Below are 21,341 nucleotides of genomic sequence, written 5' to 3' on the forward strand. Positions count from 1 at the left end.
GACTACATCCACTACTATAATCATGACCGTATAAAACTGAAATTAAAAGGGCTGAGTCCTGTTCAATACAGGAATCAGCCCTTGGCCACGTAACTATCAAGCTGTCCAACTAAATGGGGTCACTTCAAACCTGGGTGCCGTTTTTTTATTTGTCGACGAAGGACTAGCGCCCCGGCAAACGGTCTCCGACTATCGGCCCAGAACCACTGTATTTATCCAAAGCCAGATAAATCACAGGCGTAATGAACAGCGTAATCGCCTGCGAGAAAATCAAACCACCAACGACGGCAAGGCCCAGTGGCTGACGCAGTTCAGCACCGGCGCCCAGCCCCAGTGCAATCGGCAACGCGCCGACCAACGCCGCCAGTGTGGTCATCATAATCGGACGGAAACGCTGAATACAGGCTTCGCGTATCGCCTCTGCTGGTGTCATGTGTTGATGGCGCTGTGCATCGAGCGCAAAGTCGATCATCATGATCGCATTCTTTTTAACGATACCAATCAGCATCAAAATACCAATGGTCGCGATCAGCGTCAGATCTTCGCCAAACCACTTAAGCGTGATCAGCGCGCCGACTGCAGCCGATGGTAAACCGGCCAAGATTGTAATCGGATGGATATAGCTCTCATACAGCACGCCCAGCAGTACGTAGATCACCAGCAAAGCCGCAACGATTAACACCACCTGACCGGACTGCGAGTCTTTAAACACCGCAGCATCACCACCGTAAGACGTAATCACCGAAGGTGGTAATTTGATTTGTTCACGGTATTGTTCTATACGCCTGGTCGCTTCACCCAGTGCCATATCCGGGGCCAGATTGAAGGACACCGTCACTGCCTGCAACTGTCCGACGTGGTTAATCGCAGTCGGGCCCACTGTACGTTTGACCGTCGCGATACTGTTTAAAGGCACCAGCGTGCCGGTATTGCTGCGCACATAGATGCCATTGATCGCACTCTCATCTTTACGTGCCTCGGCAGCCAGTTCCATAATCACTGAATAGCTGTCAACACTGGTGTACATGGTCGATACCTGACGCTCACCAAATGCGCTGTACAGCGCTGAACGTATGCTGTCCATCCCCACACCCAGGCTATTGGCGCGGTCACGGTCAATATCGACCGATGCCTGCAAACCTTTGAGCTGAGAATCGGTGGTCACATCTTTGAAGCCAGGATCATTGCGCAGTTTATCCACCAGCTTAAGCGCCCAGTCATTCAGCTCACCCGCTTCCACACTTTGCAGGATGTACTGATACTGACTCTTACTCGGACGGCCTCCCAGCTGTAAGTTCTGGGTAGGGCGCAGGAATACGGTGATACCGGGAACAGCGGCGACTTTTTTGCGCAAGCCATCGACCACTTCCTTCATCGGCTTACGCTGATCGCGCGGCTTCAGATTGATAAACATACGGCCATTGTTCTGCGCACCGCTACCGCCATTGAAGGAGGTGGCGGTAGCCACATTCGGATCATCACGTATGATCTTCGCTACGCGATCCTGCAACACCACCATGGCCGGGAACGAGGTTTCTTCTGCCGCCTCGGTCGTCACATTGATCTGACCGATATCTTCTTGCGGGAAGAAGCCTTTAGGAATCACATTAAACAGGTAAGCTGTCGCTACGAAGGTAGCCAGCGCCAATATCAGGATCAGCTTGCGATAGCGCAGTGACCAGTCCAGGCCACGTGTGTAAATGCGCAAGGACGCATCGAAGCCACGCTCAAATGCGCCTAGCATGGCGCCGACCAAGCGCGGTGGTGCAGCCATTTCATGCTCGCTCTTCAAAAAGCGGCTGGCCAGCATAGGAACCAAGGTCAGTGAAACGAAGGCGGACGCAACAATCGCCAGACTAACGATCACAGCGAACTCATGGAACAACTGACCGATCACGCCCGGCATGAAGAAAATCGGGATAAACACCGCGATCAGCGAAGTAGAAATCGAGATAATCGTGAAGCCAACTTCACGTGAACCTTGCAATGCAGCCTTGAATGGTTCTTCACCATTTTCGACGTGACGCATAATATTTTCCAGCATCACAATCGCATCATCCACCACCAGACCCACAGCCAGCGTCAGACCCAGCAAAGACACGTTATCCAGTGTATAGCCAAAGCCCCACAACAGACTGATCGCACCAACCAGCGAGACCGGCAGCGACAGCGTAGGAATCAGGGTGGCCACCATGCGGCGCAGGAACAGGAAAATCACCAGCACCACCAGGAAAATCGTGAACAGCAGCGTCAGATTCACGTCGTGCAAGGCATCGCGAATCGAGACTGAACGGTCATTGACCAGATTCATATTCACCGAAGCGGGCAACTGGGCCTTGAACCCCGGTAAAGCGGCTTTGATCGAATCCACCACTTTCACGGTATTGGCATCCGACTGGCGCTGAATCGCCAGCGTAATCGAGCTCTCGCCATTAAAGTTTGCGCTGGTTTTGACCTGTTCGTAGCTGTCTTCGACCTTAGCCACATCGCGCAGACGCACTACCTGGCCACCTTTGTTGCTGACCACCAGATTGGCGAACTCCTGTGCATTTTGCAATTGCTTATTCGCAGTCAGGGTCAGGGTTTGCTTATCACCATCCAGCGTACCAACCGGCGTATTCGCATTTGAAGTGCGAATAGCAGCGGACAACTCATCCAAAGTCAGATTACGCGCAGCCAGCGCATCTGGCATCACGCGGATACGCACCGCATAGCGTTTGATACCGAAGATATTGACCTGTGCCACCCCTTCCAACGTAGACAAACTCGGTGAAATCAGATGCTCGGCATAACTGGTCAACTCTGCCAGACTTAAAGACGGCGAAGTCAGCGCGATAAACAAGACCGGAGCATCCGCCGGATTCACCTTGCGATACGATGGTGGCGAGGTCATATCGATAGGCAGGGAACGCTGTGCGCGCAACAGAGCAGCTTGCACATCAACCGAGGCGGCATCGATATTCCGGTTCTGATCAAACTCCAGTGTCAGTGAGGTATTCCCCAGCGTATTGCTGGAACTGATCACCGATAAGCCGGGTATAGTCGCGAATTGCTTTTCTAATGGTAGGGCCACCGAGGTCGCCATCGTTTCAGGACTGGCTCCCGGCAAATTGGCATTGACGCTGATGACGGGTGTGTTATAGCTAGGTAAGGCCGCAATCGGAATATAGCGGTAGGCCAGAATACCCGCTACCACGATAGACAGATTGAGCAAGACCGTCATCACCGGACGGCGGATAAATAACTCAGATAAATTCATGATGCACTCGCTGCAGAGGCGCTGTGTGCTTCAGCGGCTTTGGCTGGCTTGCCTTCTTTAGCCTCTTTACCATCCTGAGCTTTAGCGCTGTCTTTGTCATCCGCACTACGCTCTTTCAGCAAACCACCCGGACGCAGGTTCTGCTTACCATCCAATACAATTTTGACGCCAGCATCGACACCGGAAATCACCGCTTCATTGCCATAGCTTTCCAGCACAGTCACAGGTTTCACTTCGGCTTTTGACTCTGCATTCACGACATAGACCGACTTACCGCGTGCACCGACCACAATCGCATCCTGCGGCACTACTACGGCATCTTTGATGGTGCGCACACTCATGTCCAGATTGACGTAAGCACCCGGCCATAATTTCATCTCTTTATTGTCAAATACCGCTTTGACTTTGACTGTGCCGGAGGCTGCATCGACCACATTATCAACAAACTGTAATTTGCCTTTATATTTGCCCTGACCATCCGGCAGGCTGGCCTGCACAAAGCTGTCTGCATTACGCATACTTTGCAGCGCATCGTTCAGATGGCGCTGCGGCAGCGGGAAAGTCACGGCGATCGGATCGATCTGAGTGATGGTGACCATAGGCGTGGCTGTCGCATTAGGCTGCACCAGGGACCCCACAAACACGCTGATGATGCCGGTGCGTCCAGATGCGGGAGCAATGATGCGGTTGTAGCTGAGCGCGACCTTAGCGGCATTCACTGCGGCCTTATCCGAGGCGATCACTGCCTGCTGTGCATCGACCTGAGTCTGTGACGTGTCGAGCGCACTTTGCGCGACAAACTTTTTACTGACCAGATCCTTGCTGCGAACCAGCTGACGCTGTAAGTCAGCCAGCGTGGCCATATCCTTGTCCAGCTGCGCCTGCGCCTTAGCCAGGTTAACTTCGTCATTGCGGCTGTCCAGCGTAACCAATAACTCACCGGCACGTACAAACTGCCCTTCCTTGATATGTACGCGGGTGACCGTGCTGGTGATTTGTGGCCGGATATCGACGGTGTTCAGACTGGACACCACGCCGTTAGCCTGCAGGCGGACTGGGAAATCTTTTTTCTGCGTCAGGATGGTGGAAACACTGACCGGGCGGCTATCGCCTTTACCAGCCAAGGCGCTGGCGGAAGCCGATGCTGATGATTTTGCGCTGGCGTCAGCGTTCTTGGTATTGGCGCTTTCAGGATTTTTGGGTGCAGATGACTGGTACGCATAATAGCCGCCAGCGGCCAGGGCGGCGATCGCCGCAACGAGTGTGATGGTTTTCAGTTGGCTCATTTTTTCAATTCTTTTTTTACTTTGCGGACGCTAGGACTGACTTAGAGACATAAAGTTCGCAGAAGCTAAGCTGATTTGCGGTCAATTCCGGCAAATGAAGTAACAAAACCGGTTTCGCGAACGGGATCATGGCGAGTTAGTGAGCAAAGTACACTGTCGCGTCAAACGCTCATTTTGCCGATGTTTCACTCTGAAGTGCACGGCTTGCATACATTTTGTATGCTAACAAATAAAAAGCCAGCGTTTCCGCTGGCTTTCAGTGTAGATACTTTCCGTTACACGATAAAGACAAGTTTTATACAACAGCACCGTCTGTATCGTCTTTTTCTTTGACCGGCTTGATCAGATCTTCTCTGGTCACACCCAGCCACATCGCAATCGCTGCCGCCACAAAGACCGAAGAGTAGATACCGAAGCAAATACCGATGGTCAGCGCCATGGCGAAATAGTGCAGCGTCGGACCACCGATCAGCAACATGGACAACACCATCATCTGCGTACTTCCGTGCGTGATGATGGTACGTGAAATAGTGCTGGTGATCGCATTGTCGATCACTTCAGTCACCGACATCTTGCGCTGTTTACGGAAGTTCTCACGGATACGGTCAAAAATAACCACCGATTCATTGACCGAGTAACCCAATACCGCTAACACCGCAGCCAGCACGGACAGATTGAATTCCCATTCAAAGAAGGCGAAGAAGCCCAGAATGATGATCACGTCATGCAAGTTCGCAATGATCGCTGCCACCGCGAATTTCCATTCGAAGCGTATCGCCAGATAGGCCATGACGCCCAGCACCACAAATAACAAGGCCATCAGGCCATCGTGGGCCAGCTCATCACCCACCTGAGCGCCAACCTGTTCTACACGCTGCTTTTTAACTTCCGGGTCTTTTGCAACCAATGCTGCCATCACCTGATCGGCCTGCTGCGTAGAACTCAGGGTTTTCGACAGCGGTAAACGGATGACCACGTCCTGCGCCTTACCAAAAGTCTGCACCGAAGCATCCACATAACCCAGACTATCGACGGTACGGCGTATGCCGTCCACGTCTGCCGCCTTGGTGTAGCTCACTTCCATCACCGTACCACCGGTGAATTCGACGGAAAAATGCAGTTGTTTTTGTACCAGGAAAAACACAGCAGCGACAAAAGTCAGTGCAGAGATGACATTGAAAATCAGCGCATGGCGCATGAAAGGAATGTCTTTTTTAATGCGGAATAATTCCATGATAAATGCCTGTGTCCTTTAAAATTACTTCGCAGCGTCTTCGCTGGGTTTCCAGATCTGACCGATAGAAATTGTGCTCAGTTTTTTCTGACGTCCGTACCACAGATTCACAACACCGCGCGAGACAAACACGGATGAGAAAATCGAGGTCAGAATACCCAGGCAGTGCACCACGGCGAAACCACGGATAGCGCCAGAGCCAAATATCAGCAGGGCCAGACCGACAATCATAGTCGTCACGTTAGAATCGAGAATCGTCGCCCAGGCGTGCGCAAAACCTTCTTCTATCGCCTTTTGTGGCGCACGGCCAGCACGCAGCTCTTCACGAATACGTTCATTAATCAGCACGTTGGCATCAATCGCCATACCCAGCGCCAGCGCAATCGCCGCGATACCAGGTAAGGTCAGGGTTGCCTGCATCAGCGACAGTATCGCCACCAGCAACAGCAAGTTAACCGATAAGGCCAACACGCTGAAGAAACCAAACAGCATGTAATAGGCGATCATGAACACCGAGATCGCGGCAAAACCATACAGCGTGGCATTCTTACCCTGCTTGATGTTTTCCACGCCCAGTTGCGGTCCTATGGTGCGCTCTTCGATGATTTCCATCGGTGCTGCCAGCGAGCCAGCGCGCAGTAACAGCGCCAGATCGGCTGCTGCTGCAGGCGTACCCATACCGGTAATATTGAAGCGGGAACCCAGTTCACTCTGGATAGTTGGCGCGATCAGAACTTCGCCCTTGCCTTTTTCAAACAGCACGATGGCCATGCGTTTGCCGACGCGGCTACGGGTTGCATCGCGCATTTTGCGGCCACCGTCACCATTCAGTTCAACCGATACCGCTGGCTGCTGGTTCTGGTCAAAACTGGCGGTAGCACCGGTAATGTAATCACCTGTGACCACCGGATCTTTAACCAGCATCAGCCATTCACCGTTGCGGTCAGAACGGAAACGTTCTGCACCAAAAGGTGCCGGTGTATTTTCATCCACCGCACCCAGTACGCTTTCATCCAGCACACGGACTTCCAGGGTCGCGGTACGACCGATAATTTCTTTGGCACGTGCCACATCCTGCACACCAGGCAACTGCACCACGATGCGGTCAGGACCTTGCTGCTGGATGATAGGTTCAGCCACGCCAAGCTCATTCACGCGCTTGGACAAAGCCGTAATATTCTGTTTCACACCCTCACTGATGACGGCTTTCAAGGCTTCCGGTTTGAGTGCGACCTTCACTTCAAATTCAGTCGACTCTGGCACGTCCTGCAGGCTGACGTCCTGCATCTGATCAGCCAGCACGGCTTTCGCCTTGTTGCGGGTCTCCGCATCACGGAACTTAACAGAAATCACGTCACCATCGCGGCTCAAACCCGCATAGCGGATTTCTTTGTCACGCAAGCTGGTTTTCACTGTGGATTGCAGACCCTGGATCCGCTTGTTCATGACTGCCTTGGTGTCAACCTGCATCAGGAAGTGCACACCACCACGCAAATCCAGCCCCAGGTACATAGGCAACGCATGGATGCTTTGCAGCCATTTCGGCGTATTCGATAACAGATTGAATGCGACGGTATAGGTCGGATCATTATGATCGGCATTCAAGGCTCTTTCGAGTGCGTCCTTGGCCTTGAACTGGGTATCTGTATCGGCGAAACGCGCACGTACCGAACCCTGCATACCGTTGAAATCATAAAAAATGCCGCTGTCTTTGAGTGCTGCCTGTTGCAGTACCTGCTCAACGCGTTTGCTCATGCTTTCATCGATCTTAACGGTCGACTTGGCGCTGCTGATCTGTACCGCAGGAGACTCACCAAAGAAGTTAGGCGCCGTGTATAAAGCGCCGAACAGCAGGGCAATCAGGATCAGGACATACTTCCAGAGTGAATAGCGATTCATAATTATCTAAGAATGGGATGCTGAAAAGCACAACGCAGTCCACATTAAACATGGACTGCGTTGCCTGTACGATGCGCTTAAATCGCCTTGATTGTGCCTTTTGGCAGCAGGGTCGAAATCGCGATTTTCTGCACCACGACTTCGGTACCGTTAGCGACTTCCAGCGTGACATAGCTTTCGTTCACCTTGGTCACACGACCCAGTATGCCACCGGCGGTGACGACTTCATCATTCTTTGCCAGCGCATCCATCATGGATTTCTGTTCTTTCTGGCGCTTCATCTGTGGACGTATCATCAGGAAATACAGCACCACAAACATCAACACCAGTGGCAAGAAACTCATCAGACCACCATCGACACCTGCACCCGCAGTTTGCGCATAAGCGTTAGAAATAAACACGTTCAGACTCCAATCGTTGTAATAATCCACAGTATGTGATCAAACCGATAATCAAACCGACATACTGTTTTCGTTGCAATTCCAGATAAGCAGGATGGCAAATACCCGTCAGGCGGAAACTGATCCGGGCGGATGAGCCAGCTACGCGACTGCGCAAGTCAACTCTCCGGGAGGAATCACCGCAAGCCCACATCTGATGCCAAAAGCCATTTTTTCAATTGGCAAAGCGCCACATTCTAGCACCCGCTATCGAAAAAACAGCGTTTTCCTGCTTTTTACTACCCTTTCCTGCTTTTCCCTGTCTATTTCAGCATCTCAGCAGGCAAGTTTGCTACTTTAGAGCGCAGGCTCAGATTCCGCGCTGACGATCAGCATGGAATTGCTGTACAAATTCCGGGAAACGCTCGTCATCCAGCGCACGACGGATGTTTTTCATCAAATCCAGGTAGTAGTGCAGATTGTGGATAGTATTCAGACGGGCACCCAGAATTTCGCCGGTACGGTGCAAGTGATGCAGATAAGCGCGTGAGAAATTCTTGCAGGTATAGCATTCACAAGTCGCATCCAGCGGCTCTTTATCTTCTTTGTAACGTGCATTCTTGATTTTCACATCGCCAAATCGGGTGAAAATCCAGCCATTACGCGCATTACGGGTTGGCATCACGCAATCGAACATATCGATACCATTCGCAACACCTGCTACCAGATCTTCCGGTGTGCCTACGCCCATCAGGTAATGTGGTTTATTTTCCGGCAATTTTGGGCCAGTATGCGCGAGGATGCGCATCATGTCTTCTTTTGGCTCCCCCACCGATAAACCACCGATGGCTATGCCATGGAAGCCGAGTTCATTCAGGCCTGCCAGCGACTCATCGCGCAGATGTTCAAACATACCGCCCTGCACAATACCAAACAGGGCGTTTGGATTTTCGGTTTTATTGAATTCATCGATAGAACGTTGCGCCCAGCGCAGCGACATGCGCATGGATTTACCGGCTTCTTCCGTCGTCGCCGGACGGCCATCGATTTCATAAGGTGTGCATTCATCGAACTGCATCACGATATCGGAATTCAGCGAACGCTGGATTTGCATGGAAATCTCTGGCGACAGAAACAGGCGCTCGCCGCTGATCGGGGAAGAAAATTTCACACCTTCTTCGGTAATTTTGCGCATCGCGCCCAGCGAGAACACCTGGAAACCGCCGGAATCAGTCAGGATAGGCTTATCCCAGCCCATGAAACCATGCAAGCCACCGAATTTATTCATCACCTCCAGCCCTGGGCGCAGCCACAGGTGGAAGGTATTACCCAAAATAATGTGGGCATCGATTTCCTTGAGTTCCAGCGGCGACATCGCCTTTACCGAGCCATAGGTACCGACCGGCATAAAGATAGGCGTTTCAATCACACCATGATTGACTTTCACGCGGCCACGGCGCGCTGCTGTGGTTTTGTCTTTTTTGATTAAGGTAAATTCAAGCATGATCTTTCCCGGAAGTATTGGTCAGCAACATGGCATCACCATAGCTGAAGAAACGATATTGGTGTGCGATGGCGTGTGCATAAGCCTGCTTAACACGCTCATAGCCGGCAAAGGCCGACACCAGCATCATCAATGTCGATTTAGGTAAATGGAAGTTGGTAATCAGACGGTCTACCGTCTTGAATACATAGCCCGGCGTGATAAACAGGCAGGTATCGTCGCTGCCCGCCTGCAGACTGCCGGATTGCGAGGCAGATTCCAGCGCACGCATACTGGTGGTGCCGACTGCCACCACCTGGCGTCCGGCTGCCTTGGCGGCCCGGATCAGATCCACCGTCTCTTGCGATACGGTGTACCACTCACTGTGCATCACGTGTTCCTTCAGGTTTTCAGTACGTACCGGCTGAAACGTACCGGCACCAACGTGTAAGGTCACATAGGCCAGCGTAATCCCTTTATCGCGGCAACGCTGCAGCAAGGCTTCATCAAAATGCAAGCCTGCTGTCGGCGCAGCGACCGCGCCTGGCACACGGTTGTACACGGTCTGATAACGCTGCTCATCAAAAGCATCGGCATCGTGCTCAATGTACGGTGGCAATGGCAAACGGCCATAGGTGTCGAGCAGGGTAAAAATATCCTCAGGGAAGTGCAGTGTAAAAAATTCACCAGCACGCTCACCAACGGTCACATCAAACGCATCGGCCAGGCGAATTTTACTGCCCACTAACGGCGCTTTTGAGGCGCGCATCTGGACCAACACACTGCGGTTTTCCTCCGTATTGGACAAAATGCGTTCCACTAGCAACTGTACTTTGCCACCAGTTTCCTTGACACCGAAGAAGCGCGCTTTGAGCACACGGGTATCGTTAAACACCAACACATCACCAGCCTGCAATTGCTCCAGAATGTCAGGAAACTGGCGATCGAGCAGACGATCGCCATCCACATGCAATAAGCGCGATGCCGTCCGGTCTGGCAAGGCAGTCTGCGCGATTAAGGCATCAGGCAAATCGAAATCAAAATCACTCAAAGAATAGTTCATGCTCGGGAAACCGTATTAAATGGAACAAAATGCTGCGCACTGTATAAAAAATCAGTAAAATAAAGCGCAACAACCTGCCCCTCAGTAGAAACTCAGGGGGAAGTGCGCATGCGGTATGCTGATTTTTTAGCAAACTTGTTTATAACCGACCAGGCAAAGCCGACGGCAAAACCCACCATTTTACACCCATGGCAGCGGAACACCCAAATGCACAGGATGAGATCGCCCTGACTACGGCAACGCCCGCAGCGGAAAATGCGCTAGCAAACCACGCCAGTGGGTCAGCGCAGACTTCAGCGCGTACGAAAACCGGCGCAAAGAAAACTGCCAAAGCCCCCGCAAAAGCTCCCGTTAAAGCCAGTGATAAGCTGGCCAGGCTGGGCTTACGTAAAGACATGGATTTTATCCTGCATTTACCGATGCGCTATGAGGACGAAACCCAGATCCTGAGTATGCGCGAAGCCAGTCTGCGCGGCGGCAGCCAGGTGCAGATCGAAGGCGTGGTCACTGCGGCAGACGTGCAATACCGGCCAAGGCGGCAACTGGTGGTCACCCTCAGCGATGACAGCGATCAGGTTACGCTGCGTTTTTTGAATTTTTATGGCAGCCAGACCAAGCAGCTAGCGATAGGCACCAGGGTGCGCGCGCGCGGCGAGCTCAGGCATGGCTTCCTGGGGGCGGAACTGGTGCACCCTAACTATAAAATTGTCAATGAAGGCGCGCCGTTGCCTAAGGCATTGACGCCGGTCTATCCATCTGGGGAAGGCGTGCCGCAAGCCTTGCTGCGTAAGGCCATCAGCAATGCGATAGAACGCGTACACTGGCGCGACACCCTGTCCGCAGCGCGGCTGGCCAGCCTGCAATTGTGTGGCTTTGAAACTGCCGTCCGTACCCTGCATCACCCACCGCCCGATATCGATCAGTACAGCCTGATGGAGCACGAACACCCGGCCTGGCTGCGCATGAAGTTCGATGAACTGCTGGCACAGCAACTCTCGCTCAAGCGCGCCCAGCTGACAAGGCGCAGCAAAGGCGCACCGGCAATGCCACTGGTCGGTGAACTCAGCAATGCTTTTCTGATTAATCTGCCATTCTCTCTGACTGGGGCGCAGGAAAAAGTGCTGGCGGAAATCCGTGCCGATCTGCGTCAAGACTACCCTATGCAGCGCTTACTGCAAGGCGATGTAGGCAGCGGCAAAACCATCGTTGCAGCACTCGCGGCGGCACAGGCGATCGACAATGGTTTTCAGGCGGCATTGATGGCACCGACTGAAATTTTGGCAGAACAACATTTCCGCAAAATCGCCGCCTGGCTGGAACCGCTGGGTGTGAAAACAGCCTGGCTGACCGGCAGCCTGAAAAAGAAAGAAAAAGATCAAGCCAATGCCATGATCAGCTCTGGCGAGGCACAACTGGTGATAGGCACGCATGCACTGATCCAGGACAGCGTGCAGTTTGCTCATCTGGGACTGGTGCTGGTCGATGAGCAGCATCGCTTTGGCGTAGGGCAGCGTTTAAATCTGGCGAACAAAGCCGTGGCCGGTAAAGTACCGCATCAACTGATGATGTCCGCCACGCCTATCCCGCGTACGCTGGCGATGACGTATTTTGCGGATCTGGAAGTCTCCGTAATTGATGAGCTGCCGCCTGGCCGCACGCCTATCGTCACGCGCGTGATCGACCAGAACCGGCGTGATGAAGTGATCGCCCGGGTCCACGCGGCAGCGCAGGAAGGTAAACAAGTCTATTGGGTTTGCCCATTGATCGAAGAGTCGGAAACCCTGCAATTACAAACCGCGACCGATACCCATATGATGCTGGCCGCCGCCTTACCTGGCATACAGGTCGGCCTGGTGCATGGGCGTCTGAAACCAGCTGAAAAACAAACCGTCATGGATGACTTCATCCACCAGCGCAGTCAGGTACTGGTCGCCACGACGGTGATTGAGGTCGGGGTTGACGTGCCGAATGCGAGTCTGATGGTGATCGAGCATGCCGAGCGCTTCGGCCTGTCGCAGTTACATCAGTTGCGCGGCAGGGTCGGTCGCGGCGCGGCGGCCTCGGTCTGTTTGCTGCTTTACCAGGGCCCGCTGGGCGGTACAGCCAAACAGCGGCTGGCCACGATGCGCGAGAGTAACGACGGCTTTGAAATCGCCAGAAAAGATCTGGAATTACGCGGCCCCGGTGAATTCCTTGGAGCCCGCCAATCCGGCGAAGCCATGTTACGCTTTGCGAATCTGGAAACCGATCAGTGGCTGGTCGAAAAAGCGCGCAATCTGGCGCAGGAATTACTTAAACATGATCCGGTCACCGTCGCCGCCCATCTGGAACGCTGGCTGGGGAACAAAGAAGAATTTCTGCGGGTCTGAGATCGCCGTGCGCCATGCCCACATTAGCCACGGGATCAGGGCAGCCTCGGGCAGCGCTACCTTAACGCCATCGCAACAACACCATTACCTAAACTACGTATGCTGACACTGATCAAAGCCGATCTGCACAATCCTCGTCATACCCAGGACTTGCTGCAGCAATTGAATGCCTATGCGCTCGACCCTATGGGTGGTGGCGCAGCCCTGTCGCCGTACAGCCAGGCGAATCTGATCGCCGAACTGCAAAAACGCCAAGCAATGGTGCATGCTTTTCTGGCGTATGAAGCGGAACAGGCCGCTGCTTTTTCCATTTGCATAGAGGGCTTTTCTACTTTCGCATGTCAGCCCTTATTGAACATTCACGACTTTGCGGTACATCCCGATTTCCGTGGACGGGGTATCAGTCAGCAACTCATGCGCTATATCTGCGATTATGCGCAACAACTAGGCTATTGCAAGCTCACACTGGAAGTCCTGGAGGGCAATCATCCGGCACGTCAGTTGTACCTGCGCCAGGGCTTTGCCACGTATGAGCTTGATCCTGCCATGGGTGGCGCCATCATGATGCAGAAAAAACTGAGCTGAGCAAGCGGGCTATCATGTCTTGCGGTGCAGGTTACAATGCATCGCTGCAGCCTGGTTGGACTTAAAACCAGACCCGGACTGACACAAATACAAGACACTAATTCAGCAACTCTATTTCAACGACAAATATAAAGGATGACAGCATGAGCATAGACTTGACAGGACGCGTAGCGATCGTCACCGGCGCAGGTGGCGGACTGGGGCGTGAACACGCACTGGCACTGGCTGCCAGAGGCGCCAAAGTCGTGGTCAACGATCTGGGCGGTGCGCGCGATGGTTCCGGCGGCTCATCCGCTGCAGCGCTCGCTGTGGTTGAAGAAATTCTTGCTGCCGGTGGCGAGGCGATCGCCAACGGTGCATCAGTGACCGATTACGCGGCAGTACAGGCCATGGTGAGTGAGACGATTGCGAAGTGGGGCCGCGTCGACATCCTGGTCAACAATGCCGGCATCCTGCGTGACAAGAGTTTCGCCAAAATGGAGCTGGACGAATTTAAACTGGTGATGGATGTGCATCTGATGGGCGCGGTGCATTGCTGCAAAGCCGTCTGGCCCATCATGACAGAACAAAAATATGGTCGTATCGTCATGACAACCTCTTCGTCTGGCCTGTACGGTAACTTCGGACAATCCAATTACGGCGCTGCGAAAATGGCGCTGGTCGGTCTGATGCAAACCTTGTCGCTGGAAGGCGCCAAATACGATATCCGCGTCAACAGCCTGGCCCCGACAGCGGCCACACGCATGACAGAAAGCCTGTTCCCTCCTGAGTTTTTACAAGCCTTACAACCCGCAGACGTGGTTCCGGCTATGTTGGTACTCGCTTCTGAACAGGCGCCGAACAGAACCATACTATGCGCCGGTGCCGGCAGCTTTGAGGCCGCCCACATTACCCTGACCCAGGGTGTACACATAGGCCATGCCAGCGACGCGCCGGAACAGCTCGCTGCACGTCTGGCAGAAGTACGTCAGCGTGAGCACGAAACCGTGCCGGAAAGCGGCATGGCACAAGGGCATCTGGAATTGACTAAGGCCATGGCAAACAAAAAATAAGCAGGCAATCGTGACCATAGGGGACTGGGCTTAGGGCTTCATATTGCAAATCCTACAAATCAAACCACGCCTGGTCCCATTTCAAGTAGCAAGAAACTGCTTTAGTCACGCAGCATTGACCGGAATTCTGTTTTTTTTATCTTTGGCTGAATAGTTTGCTGACGAGCCGCCAAGTCTGTGCCAAACTAAGACCATGACACTCACCGAATTAAAATACATCGTCGCCGTCGCCCGACAAAAACATTTTGGCCATGCCGCTGAGGCCTGTTTTGTGGCGCAACCGACCTTGTCTGTCGCAATCAAAAAGCTGGAAGATGAGCTGGGCGTCACCATTTTCGAGCGTGGCGGCACTGAAGTGTCGACCACCCCATTGGGTGCACAAATCGTTGCACAGGCTGAGCGGGTATTAGAGCAAACCGCTGCCATCAAAGAAATTGCCAAACAAAATAAAGATCCGCTGGCTGGCCCTTTTCGCCTTGGTGTGATCTATACCGTAGGTCCTTATCTGCTGCCCTCTCTGGTCAAAAATATGATAGAGCGGGTGCCGCAGATGCCTTTGGTGCTGCAAGAAAATTTCACGGTCAAATTGTTGGAATTACTACGTCAGGGTGAGCTCGACGCAGCTATCATGGCGTTGCCCTTGCCCGATCACGGCATGATGATACAGGCTTTGTATGACGAGCCCTTTGTGGTCGCCATGCCGAAGGACCATGCCTGGGCTGAACGTGAAGAAATATCAGCTGCTGAACTCAAGACGGAAACCATGTTATTACTCGGGAACGGACATTGTTTCCGTGATCAGGTATTGGAAGTCTGTCCCGAAATGGCACGTTTTTCCACGACCGGCGATGGTATCGCACGCACTTTTGAAGGTTCTTCGCTCGAAACCATACGCCATATGGTGGCATCCGGTGTAGGTCTGACTGTATTGCCGGCAGCGTCAGTCGCTGACTTGCGCAGCAAAGATGGCATGCTGCGGTATGTTCCGTTTTCCGCACCGGAGCCGGAGCGCAGAATCGTGATCGCCTGGCGCAAAAGTTTTACCCGTCAGGCTGCCATCGAAGCAATACGTCAGACTGTGCTGGCCTGCACCTTACCGGGCGTCACGATGCTCAGTGAAGACGCCAGCGTGCAATAGCAAAAAACTGCCATATAAACAACAAAAGTTGTATACTTCGGCCACTGCCATTTTCTGAGGCCGCTATGCCCTATCCTATCCTGCAAACCGAAAGACTGACCTTACGTGTATTGCAATTGGAGGATAGTCCATTCTATCAGCGCTATTTGCTGGACAATCAGACCCATCTGCAGCCCTGGGAACCTGAACGTCCATCTGATTACTTTTCATTGCAGGCTTGCGAAGCACGTATTGCTCAGTTCAATCAGCAATTTATCAGTGGTGCAGGATTTCCTTTCTCAATCTGGCTTGAGGACAGGATGATAGGCATCTGCCACTTCAGCAATGTCGTTCGTGGCGCATTTCAGGCCTGCCATCTGGGCTACGCCATTGCTGCCGACTGCGAGGGCAAAGCCTTAATGCGCGAAGCAGTGCAGGCTGGCCTGGACTACGTGTTCCGACAACAAGGTTTGCACAGAGTAATGGCAAACTATGTTCCTGAAAATGCACGCAGTGCTGCTTTGTTGCGTAGCCTGGGATTCGAACAGGAAGGCTATGCCAAAGCTTATCTGCACATCAATGGCAGTTGGCGTGATCACGTACTGATGGCGCTGATCGACCCGGTACGTCCAGACTAAAGCCTGAGCCGCCATGCGATCTATTGGCAAGCGTCAACTATTTTTCTCTCCAGTTCGTTGTTCGTTTTTTTCGGATTCATCCTCTCATGAAGCTATCACGCCTGATGTCCTTATTTCCTACGCTGCTGTCTGGCCTGCTGCTCTGCCTCTGCCTTCCCACCAGTGCACAAATCCAGGTACTTAACCCTGGCGGCAATGCTGCCTCCACGCTCCCAACGGCAAATGCCTTAGCGCGTACCTCGACGAATACCGCAACGGATACCACGTTGACCCAGCGTCCGAGGATAGCATTGGTATTGTCTGGCGGCGGCGCTCGCGGTTTTGCGCATATCGGCGTGTTACGGGCTTTGCAAAAAATGCGGGTGCCGGTTGATGTGGTAGTCGGAACCAGCATGGGAGCGGTGGTCGGAGGTGCGTATGCAGCGGGCAGAACGGCAGATGAGCTGGAACGCATCGTGATCGAAACCGACTGGGATCATGTGATGGCAGACCGCCCTGCACGTTACGACCTCGACTATCGCCGTAAAATTGAGGATACGATTATTCCCACCCGGCTGGAACTGGCCGTCACCAAATCCGGTGTATTTTTACCGGCAGCTGCAGCAGGCAATGCTACCCTGGATCATGCTCTGGGCCGACTGGTACCGGAAGGAATGCGAGATCATGCGGTCAATCAATTAGCACTGCCTTTCCGGTCTGTCGCCTCCGACTTACTTACTGGCGACCTGGTGGAGTTATCAGATACCCCTCTGCTGGCCTCGATGCGCGCTTCGCTGGCCGTTCCCGGTGTATTTGCCCCGGTGCGTATCAAAGATAAGCTGGTGGTCGATGGGGGTCTGGTCAGTAATCTGCCGGTCGAGCTGGCGCGCTCTATGGGTGCGGATGTGATCATTGCAGTCAATGTGGGAACGCCGTTGGCAAAGGAAAGAGATTTGCATAGTGCGATTGATGTCGCGACCCAGATGTTGCAGATATTAACTGAGCAAAATGTACAGCGTTCCATCAAGGAGCTGAAAGTAAATGATGTATTGATCGCCCCCAAACTGGATGGCATCAGTTTCCTGGACTTTTCTGCTTACCGCCGCGCGATTTCTGCGGGAGAAAATGCCACCTTCCAGCTACAAAGCAAACTACGCAATTATGCGGTCGATGAAGCGCAATACCAGGTAGTCGATGCCCAGCGCACCCACGCCACCCGTACTGCCAAGACCAGTCTGGTCGCTATGCCGATTACCCAGATCGAAGTCAAAGGCACGCAATACATTAATCCACAGGCACTGATTTCACAGACTGGACTGGAGACTGGCCATAGCCTGACCCAAGACCAGATCCGCGCCGCAACGGCAAAGTTATATGGACGCGGTGATCTCGATACCGTAGAAGCCAAGATTGAAGACGTAGTCACTGAGCGTAAGGTCACGATAGAAGCGAAAGAATCCGAATCCAGCCGCAACCGTCTGCGCCTGGGGGTAGAATTATCCAGCGACTTTGCAGAAGATAATCGTTTTTCCCTGAGCGTCATGCATGTGGCCTCTTCGTTGAATCGTTATGGCGCGGAATTGCGCTCAGTTGCCAGAATCGGGAGTCACCAGGAATTCAGCACGCAATTCTGGCAACCGCTGGCACCGGCCTCCCCCTGGTATGTCGCGCCTGGCTTTGATTACAATGCGACGGGACTGGACAACTACAGTCAGGGATTACGCGTAGGCAGGATTAATGCCAGTGAGACCAGCGTCTCGTTCTTGCTGGGGCGCCAGCTCGGCAACTGGGGAAGCATCGAGGCAGGTATCCGGCGTGGCTATGCAAAATTGAACAGTGTCATTCCGGTGGCACCGATTGATCCCAACACCAAATTCTTTGATACCACACAGTTCCTGAGCTTCCGCGCTGATACGCTCGATTCGCTTACATTCCCGAGCAAAGGCTCGCTGCTGACTTTATCGTGGCAGCGCTCCCCCAGCAAAGACAGCGGTGAGCCTTCGCAGGCCAGTTCGGAAATCAGTATGATGCGTGCTTTCCAGTACGGTGACTGGGCCGGTCACATATATGGTGAATGGGGGCGCTCACAACATAGCAATGCCCCCTCCGCACTGGGTGGTTTTTTACGCCTGTCCGGCTTACCCAGAAATTCATTGACGGGTGACGCTAACGTTTTTAGCCGCATACTGATCGCAAAAAAAATCGGTGCTTTGCCTGCGACAGTGGGCGGTGCCATACGATTGGGCTTTTCCGCAGAACTGGGTGGTGCCTACGGCAATGAAAACAGCTTCCGTTTACATGAACTGAAGCAGGCAGCCAGTACCAGCTTATCGGTCGACACCCGGTTTGGCCCCCTGTATTTCGGTGTAGGAGCAACCCGCGGTGCGGGTTCTTCAGTTTATCTTTTCTTAGGACCGATCTGGTGAGTCATACTGGGTAATTCAGGTTTGGCTTCCGGACGGCGTAAAGCAGTAAATGCGGAAAATTCCCAGGAGCGGAAGCCAACCAGCAAAGTAAATCCATCCCGCTCGTCGGCTTTCAGGCGCCGGTCTTCCTGATGCAAACGCGCCAGCTCCGCGACTAATTGCTGAATTTTTTGCACCACCTCCTGCGCACTGCGGCTGGATACCCGGGCCGGGACACATAACAAAGTTTCCCCTTTATGATCGAAGCTGCCGTTGAAATAATCAGCCACGACATAATCGCGGAAATACTGCTGTACCGGGCCATCTGGTAACCAGTGAAAAGCCGGTGATACGTTCAGTCGGTAGCGATTATTGGGGCGTAATTCAATCAATTCCAGCTTGTCGAGTGCGATCAACTGCAAGATGCACTCTGATTCTGTCATCTGATAAGTCTCAACAATCTGTTCCATCGTCCAGTTACCAAGGCAGCAAATCGCCACCAGTAAAAGTTTGGGCGCAGCGATCAGGGATTTTTCCTGTGCCAGCGTCAGCGTATCTGAGTGCGGTGTGACATCGGCAGCCTGACGCAATATATCTTCCATCGCCACTCCGGATGCCTTACAGATTTCAGCCAGCCGTGACAGACTCATATCCTTCTGACCGAACATGCGTTTAACGCTGGATTCACTCATATGGATACGCTCGGCCAGCACTTTATAGGTGACGCCGGCAGCACGTAATTCTGAACGCAAGACCTGCAACAGCAATTCCGGTGAACTCATTTTATCTCCTGATCAGTTTGCATTATTGGCATGGTAGCGCTGCACGCTACCTGAGATTGGAAATCTTACACCTTTCCAAATGCTATGGTACTAATTTTCTGAACTTGCGACACTATTTCTTTTTTCTTATTCACGCAGTCTCAGCAATCAGCACGCTCATCGATCGCTGCCCGCGCTCAGACCGCATTCTGCAAAGTACAGCAAACCAGCATGAAAAATTTCACTCTCTATGCCATTTGCCTCCTTCTGTCCGGGATCATTTTTCTGGCTGGATTTCTGACCGGACGCGAACAGGCTGGCAATACTCCCGCCGCAACGTCCAACTGTCCGGCCAACACCGATATGTTGATGAGTGATGAACAGATTCCGGAAGAACCTGGCACACCCTTGCCCTCTTTTACTCGCCCGCAAAGGGTACTGATGTAAAACTTAAGCCTTATAATGGCGGGCATCGCTTACTGGAGTATGCCCTTCATGTCTGTTACGGAACGTCTTTATTGGTATTCACGTCTGATACGTCTTGATAAACCGGTCGGTACGCTGCTGCTGTTGTGGCCGACACTGGCTGCGTTATGGCTCGCATCTGGCGGTGTTCCTGACTGGAAGCTGTTGCTGATTTTTAGCCTGGGCACCTTACTCATGCGCTCAGCCGGATGTGCCGTCAACGATTATGCCGACCGTGATTTCGACAAATACGTTAAACGCACCGCCGAGCGCCCCATCACCAGCGGAAAAATCTCTGGAAAAGAAGCCCTTGCGGTCGCTGCGGCGCTGGCACTGATCTCGTTCGCACTCATTATTCCACTCAACACCCTGACCAAACAGCTGTCGGTCTGTGCCGTACTGATCGCGGCCAGCTACCCGTATTTCAAGCGTTTTTTTGCTATTCCTCAGGCCTACCTGGGCATTGCGTTTGGTTTCGGCATTCCTATGGCGTATGCATCAATACAGGGTTTGTTGCCGGTCAGCGCCTGGCTCCTGTTAGTCGCCAATGTGTTCTGGGCAGTCGCCTACGATACCGAATATGCGATGGTCGACCGTGATGATGACTTAAAAATAGGTATCAAGACTTCCGCAATTACCTTTGGACGCTTTGATGTGCTGGCTGTGATGCTGTGTTATGGCATCAGCCTGAGTATCATTACACTGGTTGGCCTGAACAACGGTCTGGGAAAAATTTTTCTGCTTGGTATCGCCGCTGCGGCGCTATGTGCGTTTTATCACTATGTACTGATCAAAGATCGTGATCGTATGTCTTGTTTTGCAGCGTTCCGCCACAATAACTGGTTAGGAGCGGCAATCTTCGCTGGAATTGCCTTTGACTATGCTTTAAAGTAAAGGTAACTCTGGCCGCTGTATCCGGCGTCGCTTTGTTTGACTTGTCGCAAATTGTCTTACCCATACTTGCCTAGACTAAGAGTTGCAGCTATTTCCTGTCTGACCGCCAGGCGGTATGTGTGGATGTGGTTAACGATGTTTTTTACAAAGGAAAAAACTATGAGCTCAGCAGAACAGCATAAAGAAAAACTGATGCACGATCTGAATCAGGTCATCAGAGATGCAGAAGACTTGTTACGCAACAGTGAACAACAAGGCAGCGAAGGCTTTAAATCTGCCAAAGAACGTTTTGAACACACGCTGCGCAATGCCAAAGCCGAAGTGGCAAGGATAGAAGATCTGGTTGTGACACGTACCAGAGACGCGGCCAAAGCAACGGACGTCTACGTCAAAGAAAATCCATGGCAATCCGCCGGTATCGCAGCCGGTATCGGCTTGCTGGTCGGCTTACTCGTTGGCCGCAGTCGCTGAT

At 52.8% G+C, this 21,341-nt stretch carries 18 protein-coding genes; 10 read left to right on the plus strand and 8 right to left on the minus strand.

All coding sequences use genetic code 11. The annotated features are described in order from the left end of the window. Window positions 1–93 (plus strand): IS3 family transposase (locus H8K47_RS06955; protein ID WP_186880672.1); only part of this gene is annotated, 93 nt, incomplete at its 5' end. Window positions 94–163: 70 nt separating this feature from the next. Here the strand turns inward: H8K47_RS06955 and H8K47_RS06960 are convergent. From H8K47_RS06960 to queA, 7 genes are all read right to left on the minus strand, one after another. Then, window positions 164–3,259: an efflux RND transporter permease subunit gene (locus H8K47_RS06960; RefSeq protein ID WP_186880693.1), complete on the minus strand. Its 3,096-nt coding sequence runs from the start codon at window positions 3,257–3,259 to the stop codon at window positions 164–166. Then, on the minus strand, window positions 3,256–4,545 hold the full coding sequence (locus tag H8K47_RS06965) for an efflux RND transporter periplasmic adaptor subunit (RefSeq protein ID WP_186880694.1): 1,290 nt from the start codon (window positions 4,543–4,545) through the stop codon (window positions 3,256–3,258). Before H8K47_RS06965 ends, H8K47_RS06960 begins: the two co-directional genes overlap by 4 nt. Window positions 4,546–4,840: 295 nt before the next feature. Then, window positions 4,841–5,779: a protein translocase subunit SecF gene (secF, locus tag H8K47_RS06970; RefSeq protein ID WP_186880695.1), complete on the minus strand. Its 939-nt coding sequence runs from the start codon at window positions 5,777–5,779 to the stop codon at window positions 4,841–4,843. Window positions 5,780–5,803: 24 nt separating this feature from the next. Then, window positions 5,804–7,678: a protein translocase subunit SecD gene (gene secD, locus H8K47_RS06975; protein ID WP_186880696.1), complete on the minus strand. Its 1,875-nt coding sequence runs from the start codon at window positions 7,676–7,678 to the stop codon at window positions 5,804–5,806. Window positions 7,679–7,755: 77 nt separating this feature from the next. Then, window positions 7,756–8,079: a preprotein translocase subunit YajC gene (gene yajC, locus H8K47_RS06980; protein ID WP_162020438.1), complete on the minus strand. Its 324-nt coding sequence runs from the start codon at window positions 8,077–8,079 to the stop codon at window positions 7,756–7,758. A gap of 349 nt (window positions 8,080–8,428) precedes the next feature. Next, complete coding sequence (gene tgt, locus H8K47_RS06985) at window positions 8,429–9,562, minus strand: tRNA guanosine(34) transglycosylase Tgt (protein ID WP_186880697.1); 1,134 nt, start codon at window positions 9,560–9,562, stop codon at window positions 8,429–8,431. Beyond that, window positions 9,555–10,604: a tRNA preQ1(34) S-adenosylmethionine ribosyltransferase-isomerase QueA gene (queA, locus tag H8K47_RS06990; RefSeq protein WP_186880698.1), complete on the minus strand. Its 1,050-nt coding sequence runs from the start codon at window positions 10,602–10,604 to the stop codon at window positions 9,555–9,557. Before queA ends, tgt begins: the two co-directional genes overlap by 8 nt. Window positions 10,605–10,792: 188 nt before the next feature. Here queA and recG point away from each other — a divergent pair, with 188 nt between their 5' ends. From recG to H8K47_RS07020, 6 genes are all read left to right on the plus strand, one after another. Next, window positions 10,793–12,973: an ATP-dependent DNA helicase RecG gene (gene recG / locus H8K47_RS06995; protein WP_186880699.1), complete on the plus strand. Its 2,181-nt coding sequence runs from the start codon at window positions 10,793–10,795 to the stop codon at window positions 12,971–12,973. Window positions 12,974–13,072: 99 nt separating this feature from the next. Then, the gene (locus H8K47_RS07000) at window positions 13,073–13,558 is read left to right on the plus strand and encodes a GNAT family N-acetyltransferase (protein ID WP_186880700.1); all 486 of its coding nucleotides are present in this window, start codon (window positions 13,073–13,075) and stop codon (window positions 13,556–13,558) included. 143 nt (window positions 13,559–13,701) lie between these two features. Further along, entirely contained in the window at window positions 13,702–14,610 is a 909-nt protein-coding gene (locus tag H8K47_RS07005) for an SDR family NAD(P)-dependent oxidoreductase (protein ID WP_186880701.1), read from the plus strand. Between the two features lie 193 nt (window positions 14,611–14,803). After that, the gene (locus tag H8K47_RS07010; protein WP_186880702.1) at window positions 14,804–15,748 is read left to right on the plus strand and encodes a hydrogen peroxide-inducible genes activator; all 945 of its coding nucleotides are present in this window, start codon (window positions 14,804–14,806) and stop codon (window positions 15,746–15,748) included. A gap of 65 nt (window positions 15,749–15,813) precedes the next feature. Next, window positions 15,814–16,365, plus strand: coding sequence for a GNAT family N-acetyltransferase (locus H8K47_RS07015; RefSeq protein WP_186880703.1), 552 nt, complete (start codon window positions 15,814–15,816; stop codon window positions 16,363–16,365). Window positions 16,366–16,451: 86 nt separating this feature from the next. Next, window positions 16,452–18,770, plus strand: coding sequence for a patatin-like phospholipase family protein (locus H8K47_RS07020; protein ID WP_186880704.1), 2,319 nt, complete (start codon window positions 16,452–16,454; stop codon window positions 18,768–18,770). On the opposite strand, the gene H8K47_RS07025 is transcribed toward H8K47_RS07020, so the two are convergent. Continuing rightward, complete coding sequence (locus tag H8K47_RS07025; RefSeq protein WP_186880705.1) at window positions 18,743–19,531, minus strand: helix-turn-helix domain-containing protein; 789 nt, start codon at window positions 19,529–19,531, stop codon at window positions 18,743–18,745. The genes H8K47_RS07020 and H8K47_RS07025 overlap by 28 nt on opposite strands. A 210-nt stretch (window positions 19,532–19,741) precedes the next feature. On the opposite strand from H8K47_RS07025, the gene H8K47_RS07030 reads away from it, so the two are divergent. The 3 genes from H8K47_RS07030 (at window position 19,742) to H8K47_RS07040 (ending at window position 21,340) form a co-directional block, all read left to right on the plus strand. Beyond that, window positions 19,742–19,957 (plus strand): hypothetical protein, encoded by a 216-nt coding sequence (locus H8K47_RS07030; RefSeq protein WP_186880706.1) that lies wholly within the window; start codon window positions 19,742–19,744, stop codon window positions 19,955–19,957. 48 nt (window positions 19,958–20,005) lie between these two features. Continuing rightward, window positions 20,006–20,869 (plus strand): 4-hydroxybenzoate octaprenyltransferase, encoded by an 864-nt coding sequence (gene ubiA, locus H8K47_RS07035; protein WP_186880707.1) that lies wholly within the window; start codon window positions 20,006–20,008, stop codon window positions 20,867–20,869. A 159-nt stretch (window positions 20,870–21,028) separates the two neighbouring features. Further along, window positions 21,029–21,340 carry an ElaB/YgaM/YqjD family protein gene (locus H8K47_RS07040; protein WP_186880708.1) on the plus strand — a complete coding sequence of 104 codons (312 nt, stop codon included), beginning with the start codon at window positions 21,029–21,031 and terminating at the stop codon, window positions 21,338–21,340. Window position 21,341 lies beyond the last annotated feature (1 nt).

It is taken from the genome of Cognatundibacterium rugosum, assembly GCF_014284365.1.
GTDB lineage: Bacteria > Pseudomonadota > Gammaproteobacteria > Burkholderiales > Burkholderiaceae_D > Undibacterium > Undibacterium rugosum.

Coding starts and splice junctions, on each gene's coding strand:
- H8K47_RS07040 (WP_186880708.1), top strand. CDS start 21,029: ATGAGCTCAGCAGAACAGCATAAAGAAAAACTGATGCACGATCTGAAT.
- secF (WP_186880695.1), bottom strand. CDS start 5,779: ATGGAATTATTCCGCATTAAAAAAGACATTCCTTTCATGCGCCATGCG.
- H8K47_RS07015 (WP_186880703.1), top strand. CDS start 15,814: ATGCCCTATCCTATCCTGCAAACCGAAAGACTGACCTTACGTGTATTG.
- H8K47_RS07010 (WP_186880702.1), top strand. CDS start 14,804: ATGACACTCACCGAATTAAAATACATCGTCGCCGTCGCCCGACAAAAA.
- H8K47_RS07000 (WP_186880700.1), top strand. CDS start 13,073: ATGCTGACACTGATCAAAGCCGATCTGCACAATCCTCGTCATACCCAG.
- H8K47_RS06960 (WP_186880693.1), bottom strand. CDS start 3,259: ATGAATTTATCTGAGTTATTTATCCGCCGTCCGGTGATGACGGTCTTG.
- H8K47_RS07020 (WP_186880704.1), top strand. CDS start 16,452: ATGAAGCTATCACGCCTGATGTCCTTATTTCCTACGCTGCTGTCTGGC.
- queA (WP_186880698.1), bottom strand. CDS start 10,604: ATGAACTATTCTTTGAGTGATTTTGATTTCGATTTGCCTGATGCCTTA.
- H8K47_RS06965 (WP_186880694.1), bottom strand. CDS start 4,545: ATGAGCCAACTGAAAACCATCACACTCGTTGCGGCGATCGCCGCCCTG.
- H8K47_RS07030 (WP_186880706.1), top strand. CDS start 19,742: ATGAAAAATTTCACTCTCTATGCCATTTGCCTCCTTCTGTCCGGGATC.
- H8K47_RS07025 (WP_186880705.1), bottom strand. CDS start 19,531: ATGAGTTCACCGGAATTGCTGTTGCAGGTCTTGCGTTCAGAATTACGT.
- ubiA (WP_186880707.1), top strand. CDS start 20,006: ATGTCTGTTACGGAACGTCTTTATTGGTATTCACGTCTGATACGTCTT.
- secD (WP_186880696.1), bottom strand. CDS start 7,678: ATGAATCGCTATTCACTCTGGAAGTATGTCCTGATCCTGATTGCCCTG.
- H8K47_RS07005 (WP_186880701.1), top strand. CDS start 13,702: ATGAGCATAGACTTGACAGGACGCGTAGCGATCGTCACCGGCGCAGGT.
- tgt (WP_186880697.1), bottom strand. CDS start 9,562: ATGCTTGAATTTACCTTAATCAAAAAAGACAAAACCACAGCAGCGCGC.
- recG (WP_186880699.1), top strand. CDS start 10,793: ATGGCAGCGGAACACCCAAATGCACAGGATGAGATCGCCCTGACTACG.